Origin of the sequence: Micromonospora sp. NPDC049359, assembly GCF_044466585.1 — a bacterium.
In the GTDB taxonomy this organism is placed as follows: domain Bacteria; phylum Actinomycetota; class Actinomycetes; order Mycobacteriales; family Micromonosporaceae; genus Micromonospora.
The window spans coordinates 152,495-177,826 of sequence record NZ_JBITMW010000006.1 but is presented as its reverse complement, the minus strand read 5'-3'; the positions used below and the strand labels follow the sequence as shown (position 1 = coordinate 177,826).

The 25,332-nt window shown below is 70.3% G+C and carries 23 protein-coding genes; 10 read left to right on the top strand and 13 right to left on the bottom strand.

Annotation, left to right across the window (positions count from 1 at the left end; translation table 11 throughout):
• Nucleotides 1-144 precede the first annotated feature (144 nt).
• Nucleotides 145-1,050, bottom strand: a complete 906-nt coding sequence (locus tag ACIBTX_RS16255) for a hypothetical protein (RefSeq protein ID WP_396832662.1) — start codon at nt 1,048-1,050, stop codon at nt 145-147.
• A gap of 215 nt (nt 1,051-1,265) precedes the next feature.
• Nucleotides 1,266-1,613, bottom strand: coding sequence for a beta/gamma crystallin domain-containing protein (locus ACIBTX_RS16250; RefSeq protein ID WP_357127850.1), 348 nt, complete (start codon nt 1,611-1,613; stop codon nt 1,266-1,268).
• Between the two features lie 130 nt (nt 1,614-1,743).
• On the opposite strand from ACIBTX_RS16250, the gene ACIBTX_RS16245 reads away from it, so the two are divergent.
• Nucleotides 1,744-2,622 (top strand): cellulose binding domain-containing protein, encoded by an 879-nt coding sequence (locus ACIBTX_RS16245; RefSeq protein ID WP_396832661.1) that lies wholly within the window; start codon nt 1,744-1,746, stop codon nt 2,620-2,622.
• Nucleotides 2,623-2,710: 88 nt separating this feature from the next.
• On the opposite strand, the gene ACIBTX_RS16240 is transcribed toward ACIBTX_RS16245, so the two are convergent.
• Nucleotides 2,711-3,841: an FAD-binding oxidoreductase gene (locus tag ACIBTX_RS16240; RefSeq protein ID WP_396832660.1), complete on the bottom strand. Its 1,131-nt coding sequence runs from the start codon at nt 3,839-3,841 to the stop codon at nt 2,711-2,713.
• A 215-nt stretch (nt 3,842-4,056) separates the two neighbouring features.
• Between ACIBTX_RS16240 and ACIBTX_RS16235 the strand changes: the two genes are divergently transcribed.
• From ACIBTX_RS16235 to ACIBTX_RS16210, 6 genes are all read left to right on the top strand, one after another.
• The gene (locus ACIBTX_RS16235) at nt 4,057-4,575 is read left to right on the top strand and encodes a flavoprotein (RefSeq protein WP_357127859.1); all 519 of its coding nucleotides are present in this window, start codon (nt 4,057-4,059) and stop codon (nt 4,573-4,575) included.
• 113 nt (nt 4,576-4,688) lie between these two features.
• Nucleotides 4,689-6,206, top strand: a complete 1,518-nt coding sequence (locus tag ACIBTX_RS16230; RefSeq protein WP_357127862.1) for a hypothetical protein — start codon at nt 4,689-4,691, stop codon at nt 6,204-6,206.
• The gene (locus ACIBTX_RS16225; RefSeq protein ID WP_357127865.1) at nt 6,203-6,745 is read left to right on the top strand and encodes a GNAT family N-acetyltransferase; all 543 of its coding nucleotides are present in this window, start codon (nt 6,203-6,205) and stop codon (nt 6,743-6,745) included. The genes ACIBTX_RS16230 and ACIBTX_RS16225 overlap by 4 nt, the downstream gene beginning before the upstream one ends.
• Before the next feature lie 17 nt (nt 6,746-6,762).
• Nucleotides 6,763-7,452, top strand: coding sequence for a DUF4433 domain-containing protein (locus ACIBTX_RS16220; protein WP_357127868.1), 690 nt, complete (start codon nt 6,763-6,765; stop codon nt 7,450-7,452).
• Nucleotides 7,449-8,528, top strand: coding sequence for a macro domain-containing protein (locus ACIBTX_RS16215; RefSeq protein WP_357127871.1), 1,080 nt, complete (start codon nt 7,449-7,451; stop codon nt 8,526-8,528). Before ACIBTX_RS16220 ends, ACIBTX_RS16215 begins: the two co-directional genes overlap by 4 nt.
• Nucleotides 8,529-8,634: 106 nt before the next feature.
• Complete coding sequence (locus ACIBTX_RS16210; protein ID WP_357127874.1) at nt 8,635-11,718, top strand: DUF3427 domain-containing protein; 3,084 nt, start codon at nt 8,635-8,637, stop codon at nt 11,716-11,718.
• 17 nt (nt 11,719-11,735) lie between these two features.
• On the opposite strand, the gene ACIBTX_RS16205 is transcribed toward ACIBTX_RS16210, so the two are convergent.
• Complete coding sequence (locus ACIBTX_RS16205) at nt 11,736-12,035, bottom strand: helix-turn-helix transcriptional regulator (protein ID WP_357127877.1); 300 nt, start codon at nt 12,033-12,035, stop codon at nt 11,736-11,738.
• Nucleotides 12,032-12,427: a type II toxin-antitoxin system RelE/ParE family toxin gene (locus ACIBTX_RS16200; protein ID WP_357127880.1), complete on the bottom strand. Its 396-nt coding sequence runs from the start codon at nt 12,425-12,427 to the stop codon at nt 12,032-12,034. Before ACIBTX_RS16200 ends, ACIBTX_RS16205 begins: the two co-directional genes overlap by 4 nt.
• 108 nt (nt 12,428-12,535) lie before the next feature.
• On the opposite strand from ACIBTX_RS16200, the gene ACIBTX_RS16195 reads away from it, so the two are divergent.
• On the top strand, nt 12,536-12,973 hold the full coding sequence (locus tag ACIBTX_RS16195) for a VOC family protein (RefSeq protein WP_396832659.1): 438 nt from the start codon (nt 12,536-12,538) through the stop codon (nt 12,971-12,973).
• Between the two features lie 30 nt (nt 12,974-13,003).
• On the opposite strand, the gene ACIBTX_RS16190 is transcribed toward ACIBTX_RS16195, so the two are convergent.
• The 6 genes from ACIBTX_RS16190 to ACIBTX_RS16165 form a co-directional block, all read right to left on the bottom strand.
• The gene (locus ACIBTX_RS16190) at nt 13,004-14,209 is read right to left on the bottom strand and encodes a hypothetical protein (protein WP_396832658.1); all 1,206 of its coding nucleotides are present in this window, start codon (nt 14,207-14,209) and stop codon (nt 13,004-13,006) included.
• A 167-nt stretch (nt 14,210-14,376) separates the two neighbouring features.
• On the bottom strand, nt 14,377-15,507 hold the full coding sequence (locus ACIBTX_RS16185) for an epoxide hydrolase family protein (protein ID WP_396832657.1): 1,131 nt from the start codon (nt 15,505-15,507) through the stop codon (nt 14,377-14,379).
• Nucleotides 15,508-15,636: 129 nt separating this feature from the next.
• Nucleotides 15,637-16,035 carry a VOC family protein gene (locus ACIBTX_RS16180; protein WP_396832656.1) on the bottom strand — a complete coding sequence of 133 codons (399 nt, stop codon included), beginning with the start codon at nt 16,033-16,035 and terminating at the stop codon, nt 15,637-15,639.
• Entirely contained in the window at nt 16,032-16,781 is a 750-nt protein-coding gene (locus ACIBTX_RS16175) for a MarR family transcriptional regulator (protein WP_396832655.1), read from the bottom strand. The genes ACIBTX_RS16180 and ACIBTX_RS16175 overlap by 4 nt, the downstream gene beginning before the upstream one ends.
• A 39-nt stretch (nt 16,782-16,820) precedes the next feature.
• On the bottom strand, nt 16,821-17,366 hold the full coding sequence (locus tag ACIBTX_RS16170) for a hypothetical protein (RefSeq protein WP_357127897.1): 546 nt from the start codon (nt 17,364-17,366) through the stop codon (nt 16,821-16,823).
• Between the two features lie 45 nt (nt 17,367-17,411).
• A complete protein-coding gene (locus tag ACIBTX_RS16165; protein WP_357396010.1) occupies nt 17,412-18,560 on the bottom strand; it encodes a hypothetical protein in 1,149 nt (382 codons plus the stop codon).
• A gap of 138 nt (nt 18,561-18,698) precedes the next feature.
• On the opposite strand from ACIBTX_RS16165, the gene ACIBTX_RS16160 reads away from it, so the two are divergent.
• Nucleotides 18,699-20,249: a gluconokinase gene (locus tag ACIBTX_RS16160; protein ID WP_357172884.1), complete on the top strand. Its 1,551-nt coding sequence runs from the start codon at nt 18,699-18,701 to the stop codon at nt 20,247-20,249.
• Between the two features lie 350 nt (nt 20,250-20,599).
• Complete coding sequence (locus ACIBTX_RS16155) at nt 20,600-22,015, top strand: serine hydrolase (protein ID WP_396832654.1); 1,416 nt, start codon at nt 20,600-20,602, stop codon at nt 22,013-22,015.
• Between the two features lie 7 nt (nt 22,016-22,022).
• Here the strand turns inward: ACIBTX_RS16155 and ACIBTX_RS16150 are convergent, their stop codons facing one another.
• Nucleotides 22,023-22,781 carry a MerR family transcriptional regulator gene (locus ACIBTX_RS16150; RefSeq protein WP_396832653.1) on the bottom strand — a complete coding sequence of 253 codons (759 nt, stop codon included), beginning with the start codon at nt 22,779-22,781 and terminating at the stop codon, nt 22,023-22,025.
• Between the two features lie 50 nt (nt 22,782-22,831).
• On the bottom strand, nt 22,832-25,087 hold the full coding sequence (locus ACIBTX_RS16145; RefSeq protein ID WP_357127912.1) for an EAL domain-containing protein: 2,256 nt from the start codon (nt 25,085-25,087) through the stop codon (nt 22,832-22,834).
• Nucleotides 25,088-25,332 lie beyond the last annotated feature (245 nt).

Genomic DNA, 25,332 nt, shown 5'->3' with positions numbered 1-25,332 from the left:
TAATCATGGTGGCCTCCCTCGACTCGCGTCCCTGTCCGGACGCTATGGCCGAGGCACACCGACGACAGCCCGCTGACTCCATATGGGGGGAACGAACACGCCGGTGGCCGCCCCTGCCTTCGGGACGGCCACCGCACGTGGCCGTTACGGCGTGGCGCAGATGGCGTACGCCGTGTCGGACCAGTTGCCGGCGAAGGCGTCCTCCTCGTACGCGCCGGACGCGGCGGACGTCGGGGCGGTCGCGGGGCCGCCGTTGGGGCGGAAGTCGTCAACGATGCCCTCACCGGTCACGCCGTTCAGTTCGTAGCCGGCGCCGGTCAGCACCTTCCCGACCGGGCAGGCCGCCGTGACGCTGCGGAAGTCGGCCGAGGTGCTGGCACCCACCGTGGAGGCGCGCACCAGGCCCGCGAGGGGGTTGGCGCAGATGGCGTACGCGGTAGCGGACCAGTTCAGGGTCGTGGCGTCCGACTCGTACGCGCCGACGGTGACCGCTGTGGGTGCCGTGGCGACACCGCCGTTGGGGCGGAAGTCGTCGACGACACCTTCGCCGGTGACGCCGTTGAGTTCGTAACCGGTGCCGGTCAGCACCTTCCCGACCGGGCACGTCGCTGTGACGCTGCGGAAGTCGGCCGAGTTGCTGACGCCGGCCGTGGTGACCCGGACCAGGCCGGGCAGCGGATTGGCGCAGATCGCGTACGCCGTCACCGACCAGTTTCCGGCGAACGCCTCGGTCTCGTAGGCGCCGACGGTGACCGCTGTCGGTGCCGTGGCGACACCGCCGTTGGGGCGCAGGTCGTCGACGACGCCTTCGCCGGTGACGCCGTTGAGTTCGTAACCGGTGCCGGTGAGCACCTTCCCGACCGGGCACGTCGCGGTGACGCTGTGGAAGTCGGCCGAGTCGCTGACGCTTGTCGCGGCGATCCGCACCAGGCCGGGGACCGCGGCGGACGCCGGGCTCGCCGGGGCGAGCACCGCTCCGGTCGCGAGAAGAATGAGCACGGGTACGGACGCGCGAGCGCCGAACCGGCGGGTCGTGTTCTGAGTACGCATGTGTTTCTCCCGTCTGAGGCCGGACGGGGCGGCAGTGCGACGCCGACGTCGAGGCCGTTCGTGATGACGGGTTCACGCTAGGTAACCACCTGACCAGGCATTATCTCCAAGCCGACTACGTCGCGTAACGGACCGTGCGGGGTGCCCTCCGCCGCACTGACGTGCGGTGAGGACGCCCCCCGATCACGGACGCGACCGGCGTGGCCGGCAAGTGGTCACCAGATCCGCACCTCGTACACCCTTACCGTGCGGCCGAAGTCCACTCCGTACCACTTGTCGACAGTGCTCGTGTGGTACTGGCCGCCGGCCTCGTAGTTGACAGTCACCTTGTTGTTGCCCGAGGTGTAGTGGTGGACGCCGCCGATGTTCACGGCCGTGACGCCCCGACTGGCGAAGCACCTGGACATGCCGACGGTGCCGAGCGTGATGTCGAGCTTGAGGAAGTCCGTCCGGGTGCCACAGCCGACCGAGTTGATGGCCAGGGCAGGGCTGGCCGGGAGCGCGATGGTCAGGGCGAGGCCCGCCACCGCACCGAGGGCGATCTTCTTGACGCGCGTCTTCATCTACGCGGGGTCCTTTCTGTTCCGGTGGGAGTGGTGTCGTGCGCGCCACCACTACGCCCGGGACGACCCGGTGGTTCACCGCCGAGCAAGATATTTATTGATGTTGATAGACGGGGGCTGCCATTCGGCTATGCCCGCTCGCCGCGTCACCGCCGCCGTCGCCCTTGCCGCGCTGGCGAGCCTGCTCGCCGTCGGCGTGGCCCGTGCCGACGGCCCGGCCATCAGCACCCCCGGCACTCCGACCGTGGTCGCCAACGAGCCGCATCGGCTCACGCTCACCTGGGCGCCCTCCGCCTGGGTCGAGCCCGGGGCGGAGCAGCCGATCAACTACGAGGTGCAGGTGCCGCTGGGGCCCAACACGTACCGTTTCCTCGGCTCCACCACGGACACCACGATCACTCTCACCGACCTGGCACCCGGCACGACGTACCGGATCGCGGTTGCCGCCCGCGCGCTCGGCGGCTACTCCGACACCTCGCTCACGACGACCGTGCGCACCGCCAGCGGTCGCGCGACGGTCAGCTACCTCAACCTCGACTGGTCACCGACGAACAACCAGATCCAGCACCTCCTGAAGGTCACCAACACCGGCACCGTGCCGCTGGACCTGAGCACGGTGCGAGTGCGCTACCACCTGCGCTTCGAGGGCGGCAACACCTCACTGGTGCCGAACTGCGACTGGGCCGCGCTGGGTTGCCAACGGATCCGGCAGACCGTGCAGTTCTTCGTACCACCAGGCGGGCCGGCCGGGCTGTCGACGCCGGCGCCGCCGAATCCCCAGCCGGGCACTGCCGTCCCCGGCTGGGTGGAGCTGACCTTCACCGACGGTACGCTCGCGCCGGGCCAGTCGACCGGGCCGATCCAGCTGCGGCACCACCGGCACAGTTGGAGTGACATCGACGAGCGCGACGACCCGAGCTGGCTCGCCGCCACCGGGCAGTGGACCGAGAACGGGCGGATCACGCTCGACGTCGACGGGGTACGCGAGTTCGGCGACACGAACACCTGACACGCGCGGGAGGCCGGTCCGCAGTCGGCCCCGACCTGACGAGCCTGATGCCTGTGCGTCATCTTGATGACTCACCGGCATCACCCACTCAGGGACCACACGGTCCGCTGGCGCGTCGGCCGAAGCTCTGGGGCATGTGGACCCTGGCGTTCGGTATGCCGAGGGCCAGCAGCCGCGCCCGGGCGGCGGCCACCATCGCGGGTGGGCCGCACACGTAGATGTCCTGGCCGGGCCGGTGATGGTCGAGGGCGATGGTCAGAGCGTCGCCCTGCTCGTCCGGCTCGGCGCAGGGGTCGTCGGAGAGGGCCGGCACGATAGTCAGCCAGTCGTGGGCGCACTGAAGCTTGTCGAGGGCGATCGCGTCGTACAGGTCGGTGAACGTACGCGCGCCGACGACAAGCGTCACCCGCCGACCGTCCGGTGCGGCGGCGACCTGCTCGACCAGGGCGCGCAGCGGCGCCAACCCGGTGCCACCGGCGACGAGCAGCAGATCATCGGTACGCGCCGGGTCCAGGCTCAGCCCGGTGTCGACGGGTGGGCCGAGCCAGAGCAGCTCACCGGGGCGTACCCGATGAACCAGGCGGTGGGAGACGGTGCCGGCGGGTACGGCGCGGACGTGCAGCTCGACGGTGCCGTCCGCGCGTGGGGCGTTGGCCGGCGACAGCCAACGCCAGTGCCCCGGCAGACGCGGCGTGCAGACCGGCACGGCCTGACCTGGCAGCAACGGCAGTCGCCGCAAGGGACGTACCGTCAGGATGGCGATGTCGGGCGACGGCCGATCGTGCCCGATCACCTCGACGTGCCACCAGGCCCGGCCGTCGCCAGCGAGCGCGGCGGCCCGGCGGATGGCCTGCGTGGCGCGGCACAGGGCGCGCTCGGCGACGACGGTGAGCTGCGACGTCCACACTGGCTGGGCGTGACGGGCCACCGTCGCGAGCAACGCGTCGCCGATGGTGGTGGCGTGCGGGAGCAGGTCGAAGTGACGGTACGCGTGGCCGAGCACCTGGAGCAGCGCCGCTCGGTTGGCCGGGACGTCGCCGCCGACCAGGAGGCGGCCCAACGCGGTGAAGAACAGCGGCGCGTCGCGGTGTGGGAGCAGCCCGGTCCGGCGGTCTTCGACTGTGCACCAGAAGTCGCCGGCGGCCCGCACGTCGACCGACTCCCAGGCGGCGGCCAGGCTCATGCGGGCCGGGAGGTCGTCGTCGATCACGGTGGGCATACCGGCTCCAAGTCGTCGAATCGTGGGCTGGCACCGGGGCGGGAGGAGCTGCGCCGTTGAGGGCCGGCGCAACTCCGAGGCCGAGTACCCGCCCCGGGCCATGCATCGACTGTCGCGCCTGACCAGGCACAACGGCATGTCACGGTGCTCGTCTACGGCATACGGGATCGGTATGCGCTCCACGCCGCGGCTGCCGAGTCGGGCAGACTGCGGGCATGACGGAACGCCCAGTGCTGCACCTGGTCGTCTGCGCCGCGGGTCCGGCGGAAAATGTCGACGAGCTGGTCGACCTCCTGATCGCCGACGGCTGGCGGGTCTGCATGATCGTCAGCCCGACCGCCGCGCCGTGGCTCGATCGAGCGGCGTTACAAGAAAAAACCGGCTATCTGGTACGCGTGGAGTGGCGGATGCCCGGCGACCCCGAGCCCCACCCGCCCGCCGACGTGGTGCTGGCCGCCCCGGTCACGTTCAACACGGTGACCAAGTGGGCGTTGGGCATCAACGACACGCTGGCGCTCGGCGTCCTCAACGAGTCGCTGGGCGCGGGGCTGCCGATCATCGCGTTCCCGCACACCAAGGATGAGTTGGCCGCGCATCCCGCCTATGCGGGTCACCTGACGGTCCTGCGCGCCGCCGGCGTGAGGATGGCGGACGGAAAGCCGCTGAACTCGGTGAACGGGCCGGGGCGTTGGGGCGTGGTCGTCGAGGCGCTGCGGGCGGTGCGCCCGTACTGAGCAGCCGCCGCTTATTGGGCGGTCCATTGGCGATATGCGTCGCGCGTATACCAGTGCTCCACGGAGCGTGTTCAATGGATAGGCTCGATGAGGCGAAGCGGACGGAGCCGCCGGTGACACACGCGAACTGCCCTCGATGCGGCGGACGGCTGGCCCGGGACAACGACACCGGACGGTGTACGCCGTGCCGGGCCGCCGAGCGGGACCGGCTCAGCGCGCCGCCGGTGGTGCCGGCGAACTTCTGGGACCACGAACCGGTACGACTCGCACTGACCGAGCGGCATCTGGGGCGGGTGATCCGGGCGTACCGCTGCCACCCGTACCACGGGCGGGTCGCGTTGCCGCAGAGCGTGGTGGCGGGGTGGCTGGGGATCACGCAGGCGCAGTTGAGTCGCGTGGAGAACGGCCCGCCGCTGGTGCATCTGGACAGGCTGGCGCACTGGGCCAAGCTTCTTGGGATACCGGCTTCCTGCCTCTGGTTCGGTCTTCCTGGTCAGCCTTACCGAGTCGACGACCGCGCCGCAGAGGGCACAGCAGACGATCCTTATGCGCATGACGCGATAACTGAGCAGGGCAAACTGCCGGCCATGGTGGTTACCGTGGAGGGGGCATCAACCGGAGGGGGTGGCGCTACGGACCGGCGACGCTTCAACGCACTGGCCGCGCTCGCAGGACTCGCCGCAGCCGGTCACCCTTACCTACTCACGGGCCCTGCTGACGTGCCGCGGAGCATTGGCATGGACCAGGTGCGCCTGGCCAGCTCGCTGGTCGAAGATCTCCGGCGAGCCGATGCGGCAGTCGGTGCCGACCAGCTGTGCGACATTGCCGTCCAGGCACACGCCAGGCTGTCAAATTGGGCGGCGAGGGCGCACTACAGCCGAGAGGTCGGCGATGCTATTCAAAGCGCCCTGGCCGACCTCGGCATCCAGGCTGCCTGGCTCGCTATCGATGCCGATCGCAGGCCAGAGGCAAGGCCCTACCTGAACGAGGCCATTACTCGGGCCCGCATCGCCGACGATCCTCGCGTGGAGGTACGAGCGCTAGCCCAGCTATCCATGCTGCTCCGCGAGAGTCAGCCCGGCGAGTCGCTGCACTGTGCCGAGGCCGCGCTACGCGTCTCGGCCAGATGGGCAACGCCTCGGCTAACCACGCTGCTACATCTGCGACGAGCGCACACATACGCCGTGCTTACGGACGCGGGCGGCTTCAGCCGGGAGATGACCAAGGCTCGCCGCGAGTTGGAGCGCGGACCGCACGAGGACGATCTTGGATTTGTCGACTTCGTGAACGAGCAAGAAGTGAACGGTATCCAGGGACTCTCCTACCTCGCCCTGGACCGGCCCGACCGCGCCGCCCAGTCGTTCCGCGCCCTCATCGCCAACCCGTCACCCGGCCATCGGCGTAACCAGGTCCTCTACACAATCGAGCTCGCCAAGGCGGCGTACCAGCAGGGCGACGTCAACGAGGCGGCCCGTATCGCGCTGGACGTCCTGCCCGCGGTGAGCCAGATGAACTCGGGACGAATCAGCCGGAACCTTGCGCAGGTGCGTTCGAACCTGGCGATGCCACGGCAGGCGACCGCGGCAACGCGCCAGTTCGTCGCCGCCTACGACCGGGCGGTGAGTGTGTGATCGAGGGCTTGCAGCTTCGCCATCACAGCGCCGGCGAGGCCGAGGGGATCCTCGATCAGCTTGTGGACCTCTACTTGGAGGTCTACGCGGGCGGCGGCGAGTTCTACAGCGAGGACCGCTACCGGCGTCAGCTCGACCTGCACATGCAACGAGTGGGCTGGGAGCTGGTCATCGCCGAGGTAGACGGGAGTCTGGTTGGCTACATCTACGGGTTTCCGCTTCCCGCCGAGACGCGTTGGTGGGAGGGCCTCCATGACCCTGTGCCGCCTGGTTTCACCGACGAGGACGGGACCCGCACGTTCGCGATAAGCGAGCTGATGGTCCGCCCTGCCTGGCGACGCCGGGGCATCGCCGCGGCGCTGCACGACGGGTTGATCGCGGCCCGCACGGAGCAACGAACCACGCTGCTGGTCCGGCCGGACAATGTCGCTGCTCAGAACGCGTACCGCTCCTGGGGCTATACCAAGGTAACCAAACTTCGGCCGGGGTGGGAGAACGCGCCGACCTTCGACGTCCTGGTCCGGGTCCCGAACGCCTGATCAACAAGGACTGATCTGTGACCGAATCAGCCATGCGGCCAACACCGATTCGAATCATGCACTTCACGCATGTTGATAATTTGCCAAGGATCGTGAAGGCCGGTCGACTACTGGCGGACAGCGGTGTAGGACGACAGCTCGCAATTAACGTCGGCGCGGTCGAGATCAAGGCACGCCGACGAGAACGACCCGTGCCATGCCATCCCGGCGGAGTCGTAGCAGACTACGTGCCGTTCTACTTCGCCCCACGCTCGCCCATGATGTTCAGGATTGCCTGTGATCATCGAGCAGGAAAACCGGGATGCTATCCAGGAGGAGATGATCCCCTCGTATACCTGGTTAGTTCGGTGGAACGGGTACACGCGGCCAGAATCGAGTGGGTGGCAAGCGATGGGAACTGCGCAGTCGGCTTGACCAGATTCTCGGCTGAGTTGGCCGAGCTCACGGCGTTGGTCGACTGGCCGTTGATGGAGGCCCAGATCTGGAAAGACGTTCCCGACGACATGGACCGCATGCGTCGGCGAGCGGCCGAGTTCCTGGTACACCGGGAGTTTCCTCTCGACCTGCTCGCCGGTTACGTCGTACGGACGACGGATCGGCAGGAGCAGGTGAGGCAGCTGTTCCGAGACGCTGGCATGATCGAGCCTTACGTAGGTGTCAGACCGAGCTGGTACTACGGGTACACACGGGGGGAGGTGCGCGAATGATCATCATCAGCCACGGGAACCTGCTGACCGCCGAAGCGGACGCGCTGGTCAACACCGTCAACACGGTCGGGGTCATGGGGAAAGGCATCGCTCTTCAGTTCAAGCGCGCCTACCCGGCAAACTACGCGGCCTACCGCACGGCATGCCATGAAAACCAGGTCACCTTGGGGCAAATGTTTGTGTTCGACTCGGCGCGCCTTGGCCCCCGCAGGTACGTCATCAACTTCCCGACCAAGGGACACTGGCGGGCCAACTCGAAGCTGAAGGACATTGAGACCGGACTGGCCGACCTCGTCCGGGTGGTCCGCGAGCGGAAGATCGCATCTGTGGCGATGCCCGCCCTGGGCTGCGGCAACGGTGGACTTGACTGGGACGACGTTCGATCGCTCATCGAAGGCGCCTTCGCCGAGGTCCCTGAGGTGCGAGTCTTACTCTTCCCCCCAGAGGGAGCACCTGACCCGGCCGACATGCCGGTGGCGACGGTGAAACCTCCGCTCACTCCGGGCCGCGTCACCCTGATCCAGGCCATCGATCGCTATCTGAGCCGAGCACGACGACTCGAACCACGTGATGGCATCACCATCCTGGAGATTCAGAAGATCGCCTATTTTCTCCAGGTGCTGGGGCAACCGCTGCGACTGGAGTTCAGCCGGGGCAGGTACGGCCCGTACGCCGAAAGCCTCAACCACGTGCTGGACCGCCTCGAAGGGCACTACCTGACGGGCTTCGGCGACCGTTCTGCACGGGTTGAGGAGCTGCGACCCATTCGGCTGCCCCCCGGCGCTGCCGGCGACGTCGCAGCGTGGTCAGAAGCTCATGGCGCAGCAGCGTCTGAGACATTGGATCAGCTAGCTCGGTTGACCGACGGATTCGAGTCCCCGTACAGCCTGGAACTGCTGGCGACCGTGCATTACGCGGCGGCAGCGCATCCGCCTACCGATGACCTCGACGAACTGACCGAGCGCGTTCGTTCTTGGAGTGGTCGAAAAGCCCGGCTTTTCACCTCCGCGCATATCGAGCTGGCCTACGAACGCCTGCAATCGGTCGGGCTGCTACCTGCGTTGCGCGTTGCATGAGTCGCCAGTCGGGTGAGGTGGCCTCGCCGATTGCGCGACAAGTTCTGCCGATGCGACCGGTCGCCGCGCCCCATCCATAGACGGAACGTGTGGTTAGGTAGCTCGAATGACGGATCTTGAGCGGGGTGTGTACGAGCACCTGATCACCCGTGAGCTGGCTGATCGCCTCCAGCATGTCGACCCCGCCCTGGTTCAGCACCACAACCTCGACCCGGCCGACGCGCACACCGCCCTCGCCCGGCACATCGCCACCCTGGCCGCCCGAGCCCTGCAGTCCGTCCCCAATGGCGACGACAAGCTCCACCACCAGATCGCAATGGCGAACCAGATCGCTGACGCCATCACCACCCTGAGTCCCAAGGCAGCAACGGAACAGGACCAGGTCACCGACGCCAAGCACCTGCTCCATGCCATCGCCGCCCCGCCAACGCCACCCGCGCAGCCGAGCTTTCCGGACCGTCCCACCACGCCCCTCTCCACCGGCGCACTCCTGGTCAACGGCCGCCACCAGCCCCGAATCGGCCACGAGGTCAACCACGAGATGGCCTCGGCCGAGAGCGTCGATCTGCTCTGCGCGTTCATTAAGTGGTACGGCCTGCGCATCGTTGAGCACGCCATCCGCGACCTGATCGACCGAGGCGGCAAGGTCCGCGTCATCACCACCACCTACCTCGGCGCGACCGATCAGCGAGCGCTCGACCGGCTCAAAGAGCTGGGCGCAGAGGTCAAGGTGTCCTACGAGACGCGGACCACCCGCCTGCACGCCAAGGCTTGGCTGTTCCGCCGTAAGAACGGCACCACCACCGCGTACGTCGGCTCGTCGAACCTGTCGAAGACCGCACTGGTGGACGGCGTCGAGTGGAACGTCCGCATCTCGAACATCGAGCAGCCGCACGTCATAGACACGTTCACGGCCACGTTCGAGGACTACTGGAACGACCCGGCGTTCGAGGCGTACGACGCGACCAGGGACGCCGAACGGCTTCGGCATGCACTGAGCGGGGAACGCCGCGACCAGACACCCACCGAGATCTCGAACCTGGACGTGCGCCCGTACCCGTACCAGGCAGAGATCCTCGCCGACCTGGACGCCGAACGGCTGGTGCACGGGCGTTGGCGCAATCTGGTGGTGATGGCGACGGGCACCGGCAAGACCGTCGTCGCCGCCCTGGACTACCGCCGGCTGCACAGGGCGAAGCGAGCGGACTCGCTGCTCTTCGTAGCGCATCAGGAGCAGATTCTGCGGCAGAGCCTGTCTACGTTCCGGCAGGTCATGGGGGACGGCAGCTTCGGCGAGACGCTTGTCGCGGGCGAGAAGCCGAACGGTTGGAAGCACGTCTTCGCCTCCATCCAGTCGCTGCACCGGCGGGAGGTCGACCCCGAGGCGTACGACATGGTGATCGTGGACGAGTTCCACCACGCTGAAGCGCCCACGTACACCCGGCTTTTGGAGCGGCTGCGTCCCCGCGTACTCCTTGGACTGACCGCGACCCCCGACCGGGCCGACGGCGGCGACGTGCGCCGGTGGTTCAACGGGCGCGCGGCCGTTGAGCTGCACCTGTGGGACGCGTTGGAGCGGCAGTTGTTGGCGCCGTTCCAGTACTTCGGGCTGCACGACGACGTGGACCTGTCGCACCTCGCCTGGAAGCGCGGCCAAGGCTACGACCCGGCCGACCTGGACGTCGTCTACACCGGCAACCACGCACGGGCGCGGTCGGTGTTGCGTGCGGTCAGCGACAAGGTGGACGTCGGGCGGATGCGGGCACTCGGGTTCTGCGTGAGCATCGGGCACGCCGAGTTCATGGCCAGGTGGTTCAACGACCACGGCGTGGCGTCTGCGGCAGTGACGTCGCGAGCCGGCACTGATCGGGCCACGCTGTTGCGGGACTTCAAGGCCGGCAAGCTTCGGGTGCTCTTCACCGTGGACCTGTTCAACGAGGGCGTCGACCTGCCGATGGTCGACACGATCCTGATGCTGCGACCCACCGAGAGCGCCACGATCTTCCTGCAACAACTCGGCCGTGGTCTGCGACTGGACGACGACAAGCCCTGCCTGACCGTGCTCGACTTCATCGGCGGGCAGAACGCCAACTTCCGCTTCGACCTGCGCTGGCGTGCCCTGACGGGGGTGAGCCGGCGGGCGATCACCGAGGCGGTTCGCGACGACTTCCCGAGTCTGCCCAGCGGCTGCCACGTCGAGCTGGACCGGGTGGCAAAGGATCTCGTCCTCGCCAACCTGAAAAGCGCACTGCCCACCTCGAAGACCGGCCTGGTCTCTGAGCTGCGGCAACTCGGCGACGTCACTCTGGCGACGTTCCTGCGCGAGACGGGCTTGGAGATCGAGGACGTGTACCGATCGGCCAGCGTCGGTGGCTGGACCGGCCTGCGGCGGCTCGCCGGCGTCGAGACGACCGCGCCCGGCCCCGACGACCGCGAGCTGGGCCGCGCCATCGGTCGCATGCTGCACATCGACGACACCGACCGGCTAGAGCTACTAACGAAGGTCGCGGCCGGACCACCCGCGCCAGGTCAGCAGGGGTACGCGGGCAGCAGCCGACTACTGGACATGCTGCACTTCAGCCTCTGGGGGCCGAACGCCCCGCTGGCGACGCGCGGCGAACGGCTGGCACAACTGTGGAAGGAGCCGGCGCGTTGCGCCGAGTTGCGGCAGGTCGCCGAGGTGCTGCGGGACCGCATCCACCGGGTCACGCCCGCGCTCGCGGCGGGGGCGGTGCCGCTGCGGGTGCACGCCCGGTACAGCCGCAACGAGGCGTGCGCCGCCTTCGGAATGCCCAATCCGGGCTCGCTGCGCGAGGGGGTGAAGTGGCTGCCGGACGCCCAGGCCGACCTGTTCTTCGTCACCCTGGTCAAGTCGGAGGCGCACTACTCCCCCACCACCATGTACGCCGACCGGGCCATCACCGACACGTTGTTCCAGTGGGAGTCGCAGAGCACCACGTCGGCGGCGTCGGCGACCGGGCGGCGCTATACGTCGGGCGGCTCGACAGTGCACCTCTTCATTCGGGAGACCCGTATCGCCGACCGTGACCTGGGCGCACCGCCGTACCTCTACGCCGGCACCATGACGTACGAGTCGCACACCGGTGATCGGCCGATGCGTGTCCTGTGGCAGCTCCACCACGCCCTACCCGCCGACGTCTACGCCACCGCCCGAACAATCGCCGCTTAGCCCTCACCGGCGGTTGGTCAAGCTGCGTCCGCGTTTGAGGCGAACCTGACGTCCAGCCGTCGATCCAGAGCCCGGGCCAACCTCTCCAGGACCGGCAGGGTCGGCACAGTCCCGCCCGCCTCGAAGCGTGCCACCGCGGACTGAGTCATGCCGGCGGCCTGCGCCAACTGGCTCTGACTCCAGCCGTGCCCTTCGCGCAGGTTGCGCACCTCCTGGCCAAGCTCGAAGGCGATCCGGGTGGCCTCGTACGTCTCGGCCGCCCCCGGCTCCGCCATCCGGTGCTCACGCAGGTCGTTCCAGTCCAGGCGATCACTCATCGCTCTGCCCTCTCGTTCACGATGTGCCGCTCCGCCACACATCGCTCGAATGCGCGGCGAGCCCGCTCGACTTCCCGGTCCTCCCGCATCCGCGTCTTGCGGAACACCGTGAGCAGGATGATCCTCCGGTCGGAGGCTATCCAGTAGGTCACGCGGACTGCGTCGCGCTCCAGATAAAACCGCAGCTCACGCAGTTTGCCGTCAAGCTGTCTGCTGTGCGGCTCTCCGAGCAAGACGCCTCGGCCGGCCAGAAGATCGATGTAGAACGCCGCTCGAGCGAAGTCGGCAGTTGATAGTTCCTCCAGCCAGTCTCGGACCTCTGGTTCCAGCTCCACGCTACCCCAACCCATAGCATCGATGCTATGGGTTAAGTCGATCTCACCGAACTCCATCAAACGCGTGTTGGCGATGATTTCGGTGCTGCCCTGGCCGCTCGGGCGGCCACATCGTCGGGGCCGCCTGCCTAACCGGCGGCGGAACTGCGCGTTAGGTTGAAGACCATGGAACAGCGGATCAGCCTCATCACCCTGGGAGTCGCGGACGTGGCCCGCGCGAAGGCCTTCTACGAGCAGCTCGGCTGGCGAGGCCAGGAGGTCGAGGGGACGGTCTTCATCCAGGCCGGCGGCCTGGCCCTCGTCCTCTGGGGCCGCGACAAGCTGGCCGCCGACGCGGGCATCGACGACCCGGGCACCGACGGCTTCGGCGGGGTGACCCTCGCCCAGAACGTCCGCTCACAAGCCGAGGTCGACGAGGTGATCGCCACCGCGACCAAGGCAGGCGCGACGGTGACCAAGCCGGCCCAGGAGACCTTCTACGGCGGCTACGCCGGCTACTTCGCCGACCCGGACGGTCACCTGTGGGAGATCGCCTGGAACCCGGGCTTCGCCCTTGCGGAGGACGGCTCCCTCACCGTCCCCGACTTCAGCGCCATGGACTGAGCAAGCGGCGGCAAACAGCCAAGACGCCGATCATGGTGCCGGGGACGGGCAGAGCAGCGGGTCCAGCACCGGCAGTTGAAGAGGGTCCAGACAGACAGCCAGCAACTCCGGATTCGGTGAGGGCGTAGCCGTCAGAGTCGGGGTCGGCGTCGGTGAGGCCGACGCGACGGGGGGCGTCGGCAGGGCTGACGCGGGCGGGTCCGTGCTGGGGACCGGCGTCGGCACCGGACTCGGCGAACGGGTCGGGACGACGGGCGGCGCGGCGACCGGTGGCAGGGCCACCGCTACGACAGGGGGCACCGCTGTAGCGACATCTGTCGGGGCCGACGGCCGGACAGTCGAGGCGGGCGGGGCGGTCCATACGGCACTGACGGCCGAGCCGACCCGCGTCCTGGCTGGCACCGGCCCGACGGGCCCGAGCGGCACGAGCACCGCCCCAGCCCCCGGCAGGTCCATCGCGACGATCTTCGCCGAGGGCACCGGGCCGACGGGACCTGACGCGCCAGGGCCCAGAGCGCCCGGTCCGAGCGTCACGAACACCACTGCGGCGACGGCGGCGGCACTGACCGCGCGCCGGTCGGGGCGTACCGCCGTCAGCGGCGCGTCGTCGGGCCCTACCACCAGAGGAGGCGCGGGCGGAGCGGCCCGGTGGGCGTTCAGGAGCGCGTCGATCTGGGCGACGACGGCGGCGCGATCCTCGCTGGTCGCGAGGGTGAGATAGAAGCGGAAGTTCACCACGGCACCGGACGGGACCAGCAGCCCGTCCAGTCGGCCGCGGTCGGGCAGCAGGGTGACCGGGACGTCGGGGTGGTGGGCGGGGCCGACCAGGTCGTCGTACCGCCACTCACGCCGGTGCTCCCGACCGCCGAAGGCCACCCGTCGGCTGGTCACCACGGCCATGCCGGTGTCGACCGCCCGCAGGCCCGGCGGCAGCGCCTCGGAAGACGGCTCAGCGAAGGAACACGAACCCGGCGTGGGCAGCCCGGGGACGTGCCGCGCCTCGGCCTCGACAAGCGTGGCGACGGGAAGGACGCGCAAGACGAGTTCGTCGTCATCGAGCTCTACCGGCAGGCCGGTGCGGGGCTGCGTACACCCGAGGAAGCTGGCGGCTTCGATGCGGAGCCGGACCAGGTGGTCGTCGCGGCGCTGCCAGGCGTCGGTGGCGTGCCGGTACGCGCGCTGCCGGCGCTCGTTCTCGCGCTCGGCCCAGGCGGTCCGCCAGGGGACGTGGGCCACAGAGGTCACGGTCACACGCGTTACAACCGCTCACGTACGTGACAGGCAACGCGACCGGGATCGATGTATCCCGTTGCGCCCGAAAGAAGAGTATTGACGGAACGCAGCGCGTAGCCCGCTGCCAGCGGCTGCTCCGGCAGAGAACCGGAGCAGCCGCCGGGGCAGCCCTACGAGCGCAGCGAGGTGAAGAACTCCCTCAGCTCAGCGGCGAGCAGGTCCGGCTCCTCCAGCGGCATGAAGTGCCCGCCCCGGCCCGGTTCGCTCCAGTGCCGGATGTCGGTGCAGGCCCGCTCGGCGATCGAACGGGGAAAGTTCGCCTGCGAGGGTTCGGTGCTCACCGTGAACGCGGCGGGCACGGTGATGTCGGGTCGTGGCGTGTTGTGGTCGAAGTCGGCGTACTGCCGGAACGACGAGCCGATCGTGCCCGTCACCCAGTACAGCGTGATGATGGTGAGCAGGGTGTCCCGGTCGATGCTGTTCGCCAGGTCACCGTGGTTGTCGCTCCAGTCCCGGTACTTGTCGACGAGCCACGCGGCCAGCCCGGCGGGTGAGTCGGCGAGCGCCGCTGCCAGGGTGTCCGGACGGGTGCCCATGATGGCGCTGTAGCCGCCGTCGGTCTCGTCGTACGCGGCCTCGGCGTCCAGGAACGCCTGCTCGGCCGCCGACAGCGGTCGGTCGTCGAAGCTGGCCGGGAACGGTGGATGGATCATGTGGATGCCGGCCACCCGCTCCGGATACCGGGCACCGAGCCAACCGGTGACGACCCCGCCGACGTCGCCGCCGAAGGCACCGTAGCGCTCGTAGCCGAGCACGTCGGTCATCAACTCGTGCAGCGTCCGGGCGAGGACCGCCCGGGTCAGCGGCTCGTCGGGCAGCTCCGAGTAGCCGAAGCCGGGCAGGGACGGCACCACCACGTCGAACGCGCCCCCGAGCGGGCTGGTCAGCCGGTCGACCAGGGGCAGCATCTCGACGAAGCTGCTGGGCCAGCCGTGGCTCAGGAGCAACGGCGGTGGTGCGGGCGTACCCGCCGGACGGTCCGCGCGGACGTGCACGAAGTGCAGCTTCCGGCCGCCGACGAGCGTCAGATACTGGGGGTACGCGTTGAGCGCGGCCTCCCGGGCACGCCAGTCGAACTTGTCGTGCCAGTAGGACACCAGGTCCCGCAGGTAGTCGGGATCGACGCCGCCCTGCCACGGTCGGTGGCCGGTGCGGTCGGTGAAGCGGGTGCGGGCCAGTCGAGCCCGCAGGTCATCGAGGACCGCATCGGACACGTCGATGCGGAACGGGGAGACAGACATTGATCCTCCGATAAGGGAGGGCGCACTCCCCGACCCGAAGGCGTCAGCTGAGGGGGACGGACGAGAAGGGCGCCCAGGCGTGACAACGGGTGTTCACGGGGCTCACCTCCTTCTCGTCGCTGACGGGGATCACCGTACCTGAGCGGGCTCGAAAAGCTCGACCGGGTTGCCGGCCGGGTCGTCCAGGACGATCTGCCGGCCTCCCGGGCCGCTGACGACGTCGCTGCGAAAACCCACTCCGGTCGTACGCAGCCGGGCAACCTCGGCGTCGAGGTCGGCGACGATCAGGTGGATGCGGTTCCAGCCGCCCGGCCGGGGACGGCGGCCGTCAGGCAGGGCCCGGCCCGCCGAGCTGGCCGGACCGGAGAGCAACAGCCGCAGGTTGCCGCGCCGCACGTCGGCGAACGCGGGCAGGAAGGCGCTGGCCGGGGTGAAGCCGAGGTGGACGGTGTAGAAGTCGATCGCGGCGGCCACGTCGTCGACGAGGTACCGCACGCTGACCGTGCTGTCATCGATGGGGCTGGTCATGATGCCCTCTCTCCTGGGGTGGCGAGCGTGTGCAGCAGGAAGTCGATCCGCTGGGCGAGGTCGTCGGCGACCCGTTCGAACGCGGGTAGCCCGTCGGGGTCCGCGGCCGGGTCCGGAATGCTCCAGTGCGCGCTGCGCGGGCCTCCGGGGAAGTCGGGGCAGACCTCCTTGACCCGGTCGCAGAGGGTGATCACGGCGTCGAACGGTTGACCGGTGAACTCGTCGAGGTGCGTGGGTCGGGCCAAGCGCAGGTCGATGCCGCGCGCCGACATGACGGTCACCGCGTGCGGGTGGACGGGCTTCGGTCGGCTCCCGGCGCTGTACGCCTGCACGGCGCCGGCGGTGCGTTCCCGCAGCAGCGCCTCGGCCATCTGCGAGCGCGCGCTGTTGCCGGTGCACAGGAACAACACCCGGCCGGTCACCGAGGTGGCCGGCGACGGCGGGGCGAGCCGCAGCCCGGGATGCAGGGCCGCGCCAGCGTCCGACAGCAGGCCGGCGCAGTGGGCCAGGGCGAGCGAGTAGTAGGTGTCTCGCCCGTCGGCGCTGCTGCGCCGGGCGGTCACGAGCGCGGCCTGACGGAGCTTGCCGAGGTGGTACGAGACGAGGTTCTGCGGCTGGCCGAGACGGGCGGTCAGCTCGCGTACGGCGAGGTCACCACGGGCCAGTTCGCTGAGCAGGCCCCACCGTACGGGGTGCCCCGCGGCGGCCACAAACCCCGGTGGCGCACTGGTGCCGGAGGATCTCACTCCCGTAGATTACATCAAACTGATTTGATGTAATAGGGGTCAGCCCGCTCGTCGCCGACGCGACAGGGAGCCGAGCAGCGGATCGTCGGCCGGGAACCGCGATCGCGTACGCGGCGGGTACGCCTCGCAGTGCCCGACCCACTGGGCGGCGGCGACGGCGAGAGCGTCGGCCGAGACGGTGAGGACCAGCGGGTAGATGGCGGTGGCCGGCCGGCGCATCCACGGGGGCAGCGACTCGGCGGAGAACTCGACGATCAGTTCCAGCCGACGTCGACGGATCACCCGGGTACGCAGCGCCAGGTTGGGTTCGGTGAAGCGGACCATCGCCGGTGGCGGGTTCGGACCGCCGGCCGCCGCCGCCTGGCCGTGCAGCCAACTGCCCAGCGCGCGGGCCTCCTCGACGAGCAGGCTCGGGTAGTGATGTGACCAGGTCTGACCGTCGGCGGTCCGGGCGTCCACCTCGATGAGCAGCCAGTCCTGCCAGCCCGGCGCCGCCAGCTCGGGGTCGTCGGGCGGGTCGATGCCGGGCTGGTAGCCGACCGGGCGGATCCGCACCCGGGCACCGTCGTCGGATCGGATCTCCACTCGATCATTCTGACTGACCTGAACGAGCGTTCGGGTCAAAATGCGCTACTTCGTGACGGTCCGCCGGACGCCCCGGTGGTCAGCGCACGCGCCCGCCCGGCCACCCGCGAGGCTGACCGAGCCGTCCCGGCACTGCACGAGGTAGCCCCGGCCCGCCCAGAACTGCGGCACGCAGTCGAACCAGTCGCACACCTCGACGGCGGGCCGGCGAACCCTCGTCCCGCCGCAGAAGTCGTACCCCAGGGGGTTCTCCGGCGCCCCGCAGCGCGGCCCGGACGTCGCGCTCGACGACGGGCGTGGCGACGGTTTCCGCTTGGGCGTGGTGGTGGGCGCGGGCCGCGGGACCGCCGGCCGCAGCAGCGCGGGAGGCCCGCTGGCGGCCGGTGCCGGCGTGGCCGCCACGGCGACCTCCGCGCCCCCGGTCGGGTCCGACGGGTTCGATTCGAAGAGCGCCGCCGGTACGAGCAGCGCGACCGCCGCCGCCACCGCGATGGACCGGCGACCGCCGGGCACGAGCGCGGAGAGCCGGGCCTGCGCCGGGGTGGCCACCGCCGGCCGGAACGGTTTGAGCTGGTCGTGCTCCGCGATCAACTCGTCGAGCTGGGCGAGCACCGCGGCTCGCTGCTCGATCGAGTCGGCGAAGGCCAGCGTCAGCTTGAACCGGAAGTCCGCCGCCGCGTCGGTGGGCAGCAACAGTCCGGAGGTACGACGCCGGTCCAGCACCTGGATCAGGGTCACCGGCCCCACCGGGTCGTGGGTCAGGCCGGTGATCCGGCCGTACGCCCAGTCGCGCCGACCGCGCCCGCCGAGCAGCACCAACCGGCGGCTGGTGATGACGGCCATGCCGGCGTCGGTGACGCGTACGCCGTCGGGTCGGCGCGGACGCAGCGGCGCGGCCGGCACGGCGACCGTGAGGTCCGGCGCGGGCAGCACGGCCGTGTGTCGCACCTCGACCAGTTGCGCGGCGGGCAGCGCCCACAGCACCACCTCGTCGTCGACGAGTTCGAGTGGAAGGCCCGCGCCGGCCGCGGCGGAACCGTGGAAGTCGGCGGCCAGGGCGCGCAGCCGCCGTAACTCGTCGTCGCGTCGCCGCCAGGCCGTCTCCGCGCCGCGGTACGTGCTGATCCGCCGCACGTTCTGCCGCTGCGCCCAGCGGTACCGCCATGTGGAACCCGTCGAATCAGTCTTTGCCACGCCGACTCCTTCGCCGCGTAGGCCACCAATCTGGGGTGCACTCGGATTAACAGTTGTGACGGTCGGCCGGGACACGCCAAGACGGGCGAACTACCCGAACGGCGGATCAACCCGGACGATAGGGCGATACTGACGGTCATGCCGCCAGCTACCCCGCCCGGTGTGGTGATCGGGATCGACATCGGCACCACGAGCACCAAGACCATGGCGTACGACACCGACGGGCGGCTGATCGCCAGCCACTTCGTCGGCTATCCCCTCGACGACCCGCACCCCGGGTACGCCGAGCAGAACCCGGACGTGATCCTCGCCGCCGTCGTCGAGTCGCTCCGGACCGTGGTGGCCGAGTTGGCCGCACCGATCTCCGGCCTGGCGTTCTGCTCCGCCATGCACAGCCTCATCGGCCTCGACGCGGCCGGCAACCCGCTCACGCCGTCGGTGACCTGGGCCGACTCCCGGGCCACCCGGCAGGCCGAGCGGCTGCGGGCGGTGCCGTCCGGGCTGGCGCTGCACCGGCGCACGGGTACGCCCATGCACCCGATGTCGCCCCTGCCCAAGCTGCTCTGGTTCGCCGAGCAGGAACCCAAGCTCTTCGAACGCGTCACGCACTGGGTCGGCATCAAGGACTGGGTGCTGCTGCGACTCTGCGGAGAACTGGTCACCGACCACTCGATAGCCTCGGCCACCGGCCTGATGGACATCCACACCCTCGAGTGGGACGCCGAGGCGTTGACCATCGCCGGCGTCACCGGGGAGCGGTTGCCCCGACTGGTCGCCACCACCGCCGTCCTGCCCGGCCTCACCGCGCGGGCCGCCGACGCCATCGGCGTGCCGCGGCGCACGCCGGTGGTGGTCGGGGCGGGCGACGGGCCGTTGGCCAACCTGGGTCTGGGCGCGGTGCACCCCGGCATGGTCGCCTGCTCGATCGGCACCAGCGGCGCGATGCGGGTCATGGTCGAGCGCCCCGGCGTCGACCCGCTGGGCGGAGTGTTCTGCTACGCGCTCACCGAGGACCGCTGGGCGGTCGGCGGCGCGATCAACAACGGCGGCATCGTCCTCAAGTGGGCGGGCGCCGCGCTCGCGCCGGAGTTGGGCGAGCACCCCGAGGAGGACCTGGTCGCCCTGGCAGCCCGGGCGCCGGTCGGCTCGGGCGGGCTCATCATGCTGCCCTACCTGCACAGCGAGCGCGCTCCACACTGGAGCGCCCTGCCCCGCGGCGCGTACGTCGGGCTGACCCACGGGCACCGCCGCGAACACCTCGTCCGGGCCGCCATGGAGGGGGTCTGCCAGCAACTCGCACTGGTCCTCACCTCGGTCCGCGCGGCCGGCAACGAGGTCCGCGAGATCCGCGCCGGTGGCGGCTTCGCCCGTAGTGGCCTGTGGCGACAGATGCTCGCCGACGTGCTCGGCATGCCGGTGAGCTTCCCCGCCGGACGCGAGGGGTCGAGCTTCGGCGCGGCGCTGCTCGGCATGCAGGCGCTGGGCCTGATCCCCAGCATCGACGTCGCCGCCGACCTGGTCCAGATGGAGGAGACCATCCGTCCCGACCCGGCCGCCGCCGCCACCTACGCGGCGCTGCTGCCCCTCTTCGCCGAGCTGTACGAGGCGCTGGTGCCGACCTTCACGTCGATGCGTCGCCTGGCACCCGGCCTGCCCGCCGAGCCACCCACCCCGGGACCGCCGATGTAGCCGGCTCGCCCGCCGACCGGCTCGACCGGCTGGCGGCTCGACCGGCTGGCGGCTCGACCGGCGGGCGACGCGACCGGCGGGCGACGCGACCGGCGACCGGCTCGACCGGCGGGCGACGCGACCGGCGACCGGCTCGACCGGCGGGCGACGCGACCGGCGACCGGCTCGACCGGCGGGCGACGCGACCGGCGGCGGGCTCGGCGCGGGGCTGGCCGTTCGGTGTTGAGCGTGATGCCGGTGAGTCATCTTGATGCCACTGAGGCATCACGCTCTCGCGGGCGCGGCCTCCCGGACGGGTGACTCACGCCCCGGCAGCCCCATCCGCCGCCGACGCTTCTTATCGTACAAACGTGAGGAAAAGCGACAAGAAGCGCTCATCTTCCCTGCTTGCGGCGGCGATCGCGCTGGTCGTCGCGGCGACGACCGGCCCGGCCACCGCCGACGGTCCCGGCCCGAACCACCGAACGACCCTGGGGTACGCAGCCGACGGGCCCACCGCCGACACCGGGCCGAAGGACACGGGCGGGCCGAACGACACGGACGGGCCGAACGACACGGACGGGCCGAACGACACGGGCGGGCCGAACGACACGGGCGGGCGGAGCGACGAGCCGGGCGTGGAGCCGACGCCGGAGCGGGCGCCGACCAGCGAGGTGTCCTGGCTGTCGTTCCCTGGCGGGGCGTTCGCGGTGGACTCGCTCGGGCACACCGTGCGGTACCGGGCCTGCGACGGCGACACCGGCCGGGTCGCCGACCCGGACATGCGGGTCGCCGCCGGGGTGGCCAGTGGGGCGGTCGTCGTCGAAGGGACCGCCTACCGCTACCGGGTGCCGCTGGTCGGGCGCAGCGAGGGCACGCTTGAGGTGATCCAGCGGCACCGCCCGCCGACGACGCTCACCGGAGTGGTGGTCACCAGCCCGCAGCCGCCCACCGACCCGGTCGCGGGAGCACGGCTGTTCCCGCTCAGCGGACAGCTCGCCCGGGTGGTCGCCGACGCCAGCCTCAACCCCGCTGGCGCAACCGTCCGGGACCTCTCCGGCCGGTACGGGGACCAGCAGGTCTCGGTCAACGGGTCGCTGCGTCCCAAGGCCGCGAGCGTCATCAAGCTCTGGATCCTGGTCGAACTCCTGCGCCGGGTCGACTGTGGACAGGTGTCTCTCGACGACGGCGTGCTGGTCACGCCGGCCGACGTGGTGGGCGGCACCGGCCAGCTCCAGTTCGAGACGTTCCCGCAGGTGGTCACGCTGTACCGGCTCGCACGCTATCTGATCAAGTACAGCGACAACGTCGCGGCCAATGTGCTGATCACCTACCTGGGTGGGTTCGCCCCGGTCAACGCGCTGATCGACTCGATGAACCAGCGCTCCACCATCCTGGCCCGGCGGATGCTCGACAGCGCGGCAGCGCAGCGCGGCGAGGAGAACTACACCAGCCCGGACGACGTCGTGTCGCTGCTCGGCGCGGTCTGGGACGGCGAGGTCCTCACCCCGGCCTCCCGGGACCTGATGATCGGCTTCATGCGGGAGCAGACCCTGAACACCAAGATCCCGGCGGCGCTGCCACCCGGCGTCCCGGTGGCCCACAAGACCGGTGACCTGCCGGACGCCTCCCACGACGTCGGCTACTACCTGATCCCCGGCACGGAGACCGCCGTCGCGTTCCTCACCGCCGGGCCGATGGTGACCGGGGACGAGACCGTCCGCCGGATGGCCAGGACCGTCTACGACTTCCTGGTCCCGCCATCCGACGGCGCGGTCGAGGAGTGAGCCCCGGTCAGGCCCGGCTGATCGCGTTGGCGTGGATCGCCTCACTGATGTAAGCGGCCAACCCCGGGGCGATCTTCTCGTAGTACGCGGTGAACCGCTCGTCGGCCATGTACATGTCGGCCAACCCGGTCTGCACCTCGTACGAGCACTCGTAGAACCAGCGACTGATGATCTGCCGGTGCTCCTCGGCCAGGTCCATCGCTTCCGGGCCGTCGGCCGGCGCGCCCGAGGCCATCAGCGCGACGATCCGTCGACCCCAGTCCTCGTTCTCCGCCTTGATCCGCAGCCAGTCCTCCTTGCCGTAACGGGAGGCCCGGCGGTTCGACTCCCGGTACGCGTCGGTGCCTCCCCAACGCTGCTCCGCCTCGGCCTCGTACTCCTCCGGCTTGAAGTCACCGAAGACCTCGAACCGCTCTTCCGGGGTGAGTTGGATGTTCAACTTGCTCGCCTCCATCGCGAACTCGATCGCCGTGACCATTTCCTGCAACCGCTTCATCCGTTCCGTCAGCAACTCGTGCTGCCGGCGCAGGTGCGCGGCCGGGTCGGCCGCCGGGTCGTCGATGATCGCGGTGATCTCCTCAAGCGGGAAACCCAGCTCCCGGTAGTACAGGACGAGCTGCAACCGTTGCAGGTCCGCGTCGTCGTAGCGGCGGTAACCCGCCGAGGTACGCCCGCTGGGCGAGAGCAGACCGACCTCGTCGTAGTGGTGCAGCGTCCGTACCGTCACGCCGGCGATCTTCGCCACCTGACCCACCGTGTACGCCATGGTTCCCCTCCCTTCCGGAAACCAGGCTCCTACCTGCCGCTACGTCAGGGTCAAGCCCGATTCTGACCCACCGTGGCGGGGCTGTCCGGACGCCCGTACAGAAAGCCCTGCCCGCGCGGGCAGCCGATGGCGGTGACCGCGTCGTGCTGGCGCTCGGTCTCCACCCCCTCGGCGATCACCGCCAGGTCGTACGCGCCGGCCAGCCGGGTGACCATCTCCACCGTGGCGTACGCCCGGTCGTCCGTGCCGAGGCGGGCCACGAACGAGCGGTCGATCTTCAGTTCGGTGGCCGGGATGCGGTGCAGGTAGCTCAGGGACGAATAGCCCGTGCCGAAGTCGTCGATGGCGATCTGGATGCCCAGTTCCCGGAGCTGGTGCAGCCGTTCCAGCACGGCGTCGGTCCCCTCGATCAACGCCGACTCGGTCAGCTCCAGCGTCAACGCCCGGGGTGCCAGCCCGGCGCCGGCGGTGGCCGCCGTGACCGTGGCGATGAGGTCGGGCCGGCGCAGGTGGGCGGCGGCGATGTTCACCGCGACCGTCGCCTCCGGCGCGCGGGCCCGCCAGGTCGCCGCCGCCCGGCACGCCTCGTGGATCACCCAACGGTCGATCGGGAGGATCAGGCCGGTCTCCTCCGCCAGCGGCAGGAACCGCGCCGGGGGCAACATCCCCAGTCGGGGGTGCCGCCAGCGCACCAGCGCCTCGGCGCTGCGTACCGCACCGGTGGCGAGGTCGACGATCGGCTGGAACTCCAGGTGCAGTTGCTCCTCGTCGACGGCCCGGCGCAGGTCGGCGATCAGCTCCGCCCGGGACACGGCCGACTCACGCAGCGCCGGGGTGCAGGTCCGGTACGCGGACTTGCCGGCGGCCTTCGCCGCGTACATCGCGATGTCGGCGTCGCGCAGCAGGTCGGAGTGGGAGGCGTGCTGCGGCCCGTACTCGGCGATGCCGATGCTCGCCGACGGGTGCACACCCACGTCCTCCTCCCCCTCGGACGGGCGCAGCGCGTCCAGCAGGCGTTCGGCCAGGTGCTCCGGTGACACCGGCCGGTCCCCCTCGACCAGCACCGCGAACTCGTCGCCGCCGAGGCGGGCGATCGTGCCGTCGCCGTCCACGGCAGCCCGCATCCGAGCCGCCAGCCCGGTCAGCAGGGCGTCGCCCGTGGCGTGCCCGAACCGGTCGTTGACCTGCTTGAACCCGTCGAGGTCGAGCAGCAGGACGGCCACCGGCCGACCGTCCCGCAGGGCCAGCCGCAGCAGTCGGTTGAACAGCAGCCGGTTCGGCAGCCCGGTGAGCTGGTCGCCGTACGCAAGCCGGCGCAGTCGCGCCACCAGGCGCAGGTTCTCGTTGGCGGCCAGCCCCTGCCGTACGGCGAGGGCGGCGAGCAGGGTCATCATGGTCACGAAGACCAGCGGTGGAGTCTGGCCGGTCGGCCGGCGGGCCAGCAGCACCGCGATGATCGCCCCGCCGACCGGCAGGTACGGCAGCGCCACCCGCCACCACGGCGGCAGCGGGGATTCGGCGGTCTCGTCGGTGCCGTCGCAGTCCGGCGGCGGCCGGCTGGCGGTGGCCAGCCCGATCAGGAGGTAACTCAGCGGCCAGCACAGGTCGATGGGGTGGCCGGCGGCGTAGTCCCCCCGGGCGACCAGCGAGACGTACACCACGTCGGCCACCACCCGGATGGTCAGGCTCGCCGCGAGCACGCGCATCGGCCGCCACCGGGGCCGCGCCGGACCGGCCACCGCCACCAGGATGGTGAGCTGCATCAGGTCGAACATCGGGTAGAGCAGCCCCAGCGTGCGCGCCGGATCGGCCAACTCGGCGGCGGCAACCCCACGGAACACCAGCACCCAGCCGACCGGCACCAGCGCCAGCGCGACGATCACGCCGTCCAGCAGCGTCCGGGCCCGCCCGACGGCCGTCCGCGGTCCGGACGGGGAGCTGAGCAGCGCGGCGGTGCCGGTGAGGATGCCGGCGCTGAAGACGACCCCGATCAGCGCGTTGTGCGGCAGGTCGTCGCCGACGAGCCGCTGCGCCGTCCAGATTCCCCGACCCAGCGCGGCGAGCGCCATGGTGACGGCGAGCAGCGTCCAGAACCGGCGCAACGGGGCCGGGTGTCGACGGGCCACGCCGGCACAGGCGACTGTCGCCCAGCCGGCGACCAGGAGCGCGCCCACGTCGCTGACCAGCGCCGCGCCGGGCAGCGCGGCGGCCAACCAGCCGGCCTCCACGACCAGGACCGCGATCGCGACGATCGGGCCGATGGGCTTGAGCTGCCCCGCGGCCTGCTTCACGTCCTGTCGCGACACGGTCGCTCCGGCTCTTCGTCGGGTGTGCACAGTCGGGCGGACCGGTCCACGGCAAACCTCGAAAGCCTAGCCAGCGCCCGGGAACGCCGCCAGAGCCGAACATCCAGGCCGATGCGGTCTCCCCGGGCTGTCCTGGCGGTCGGTGTCCGCTGCCGGCGACAGGTCGGGTCAGCGGCCGGCGGAGCGGTTCCAGGGTGAGCGGGGTAAGGCGGTGCCGGCCAGCGGACGGCGGACGGGTCGCCGTC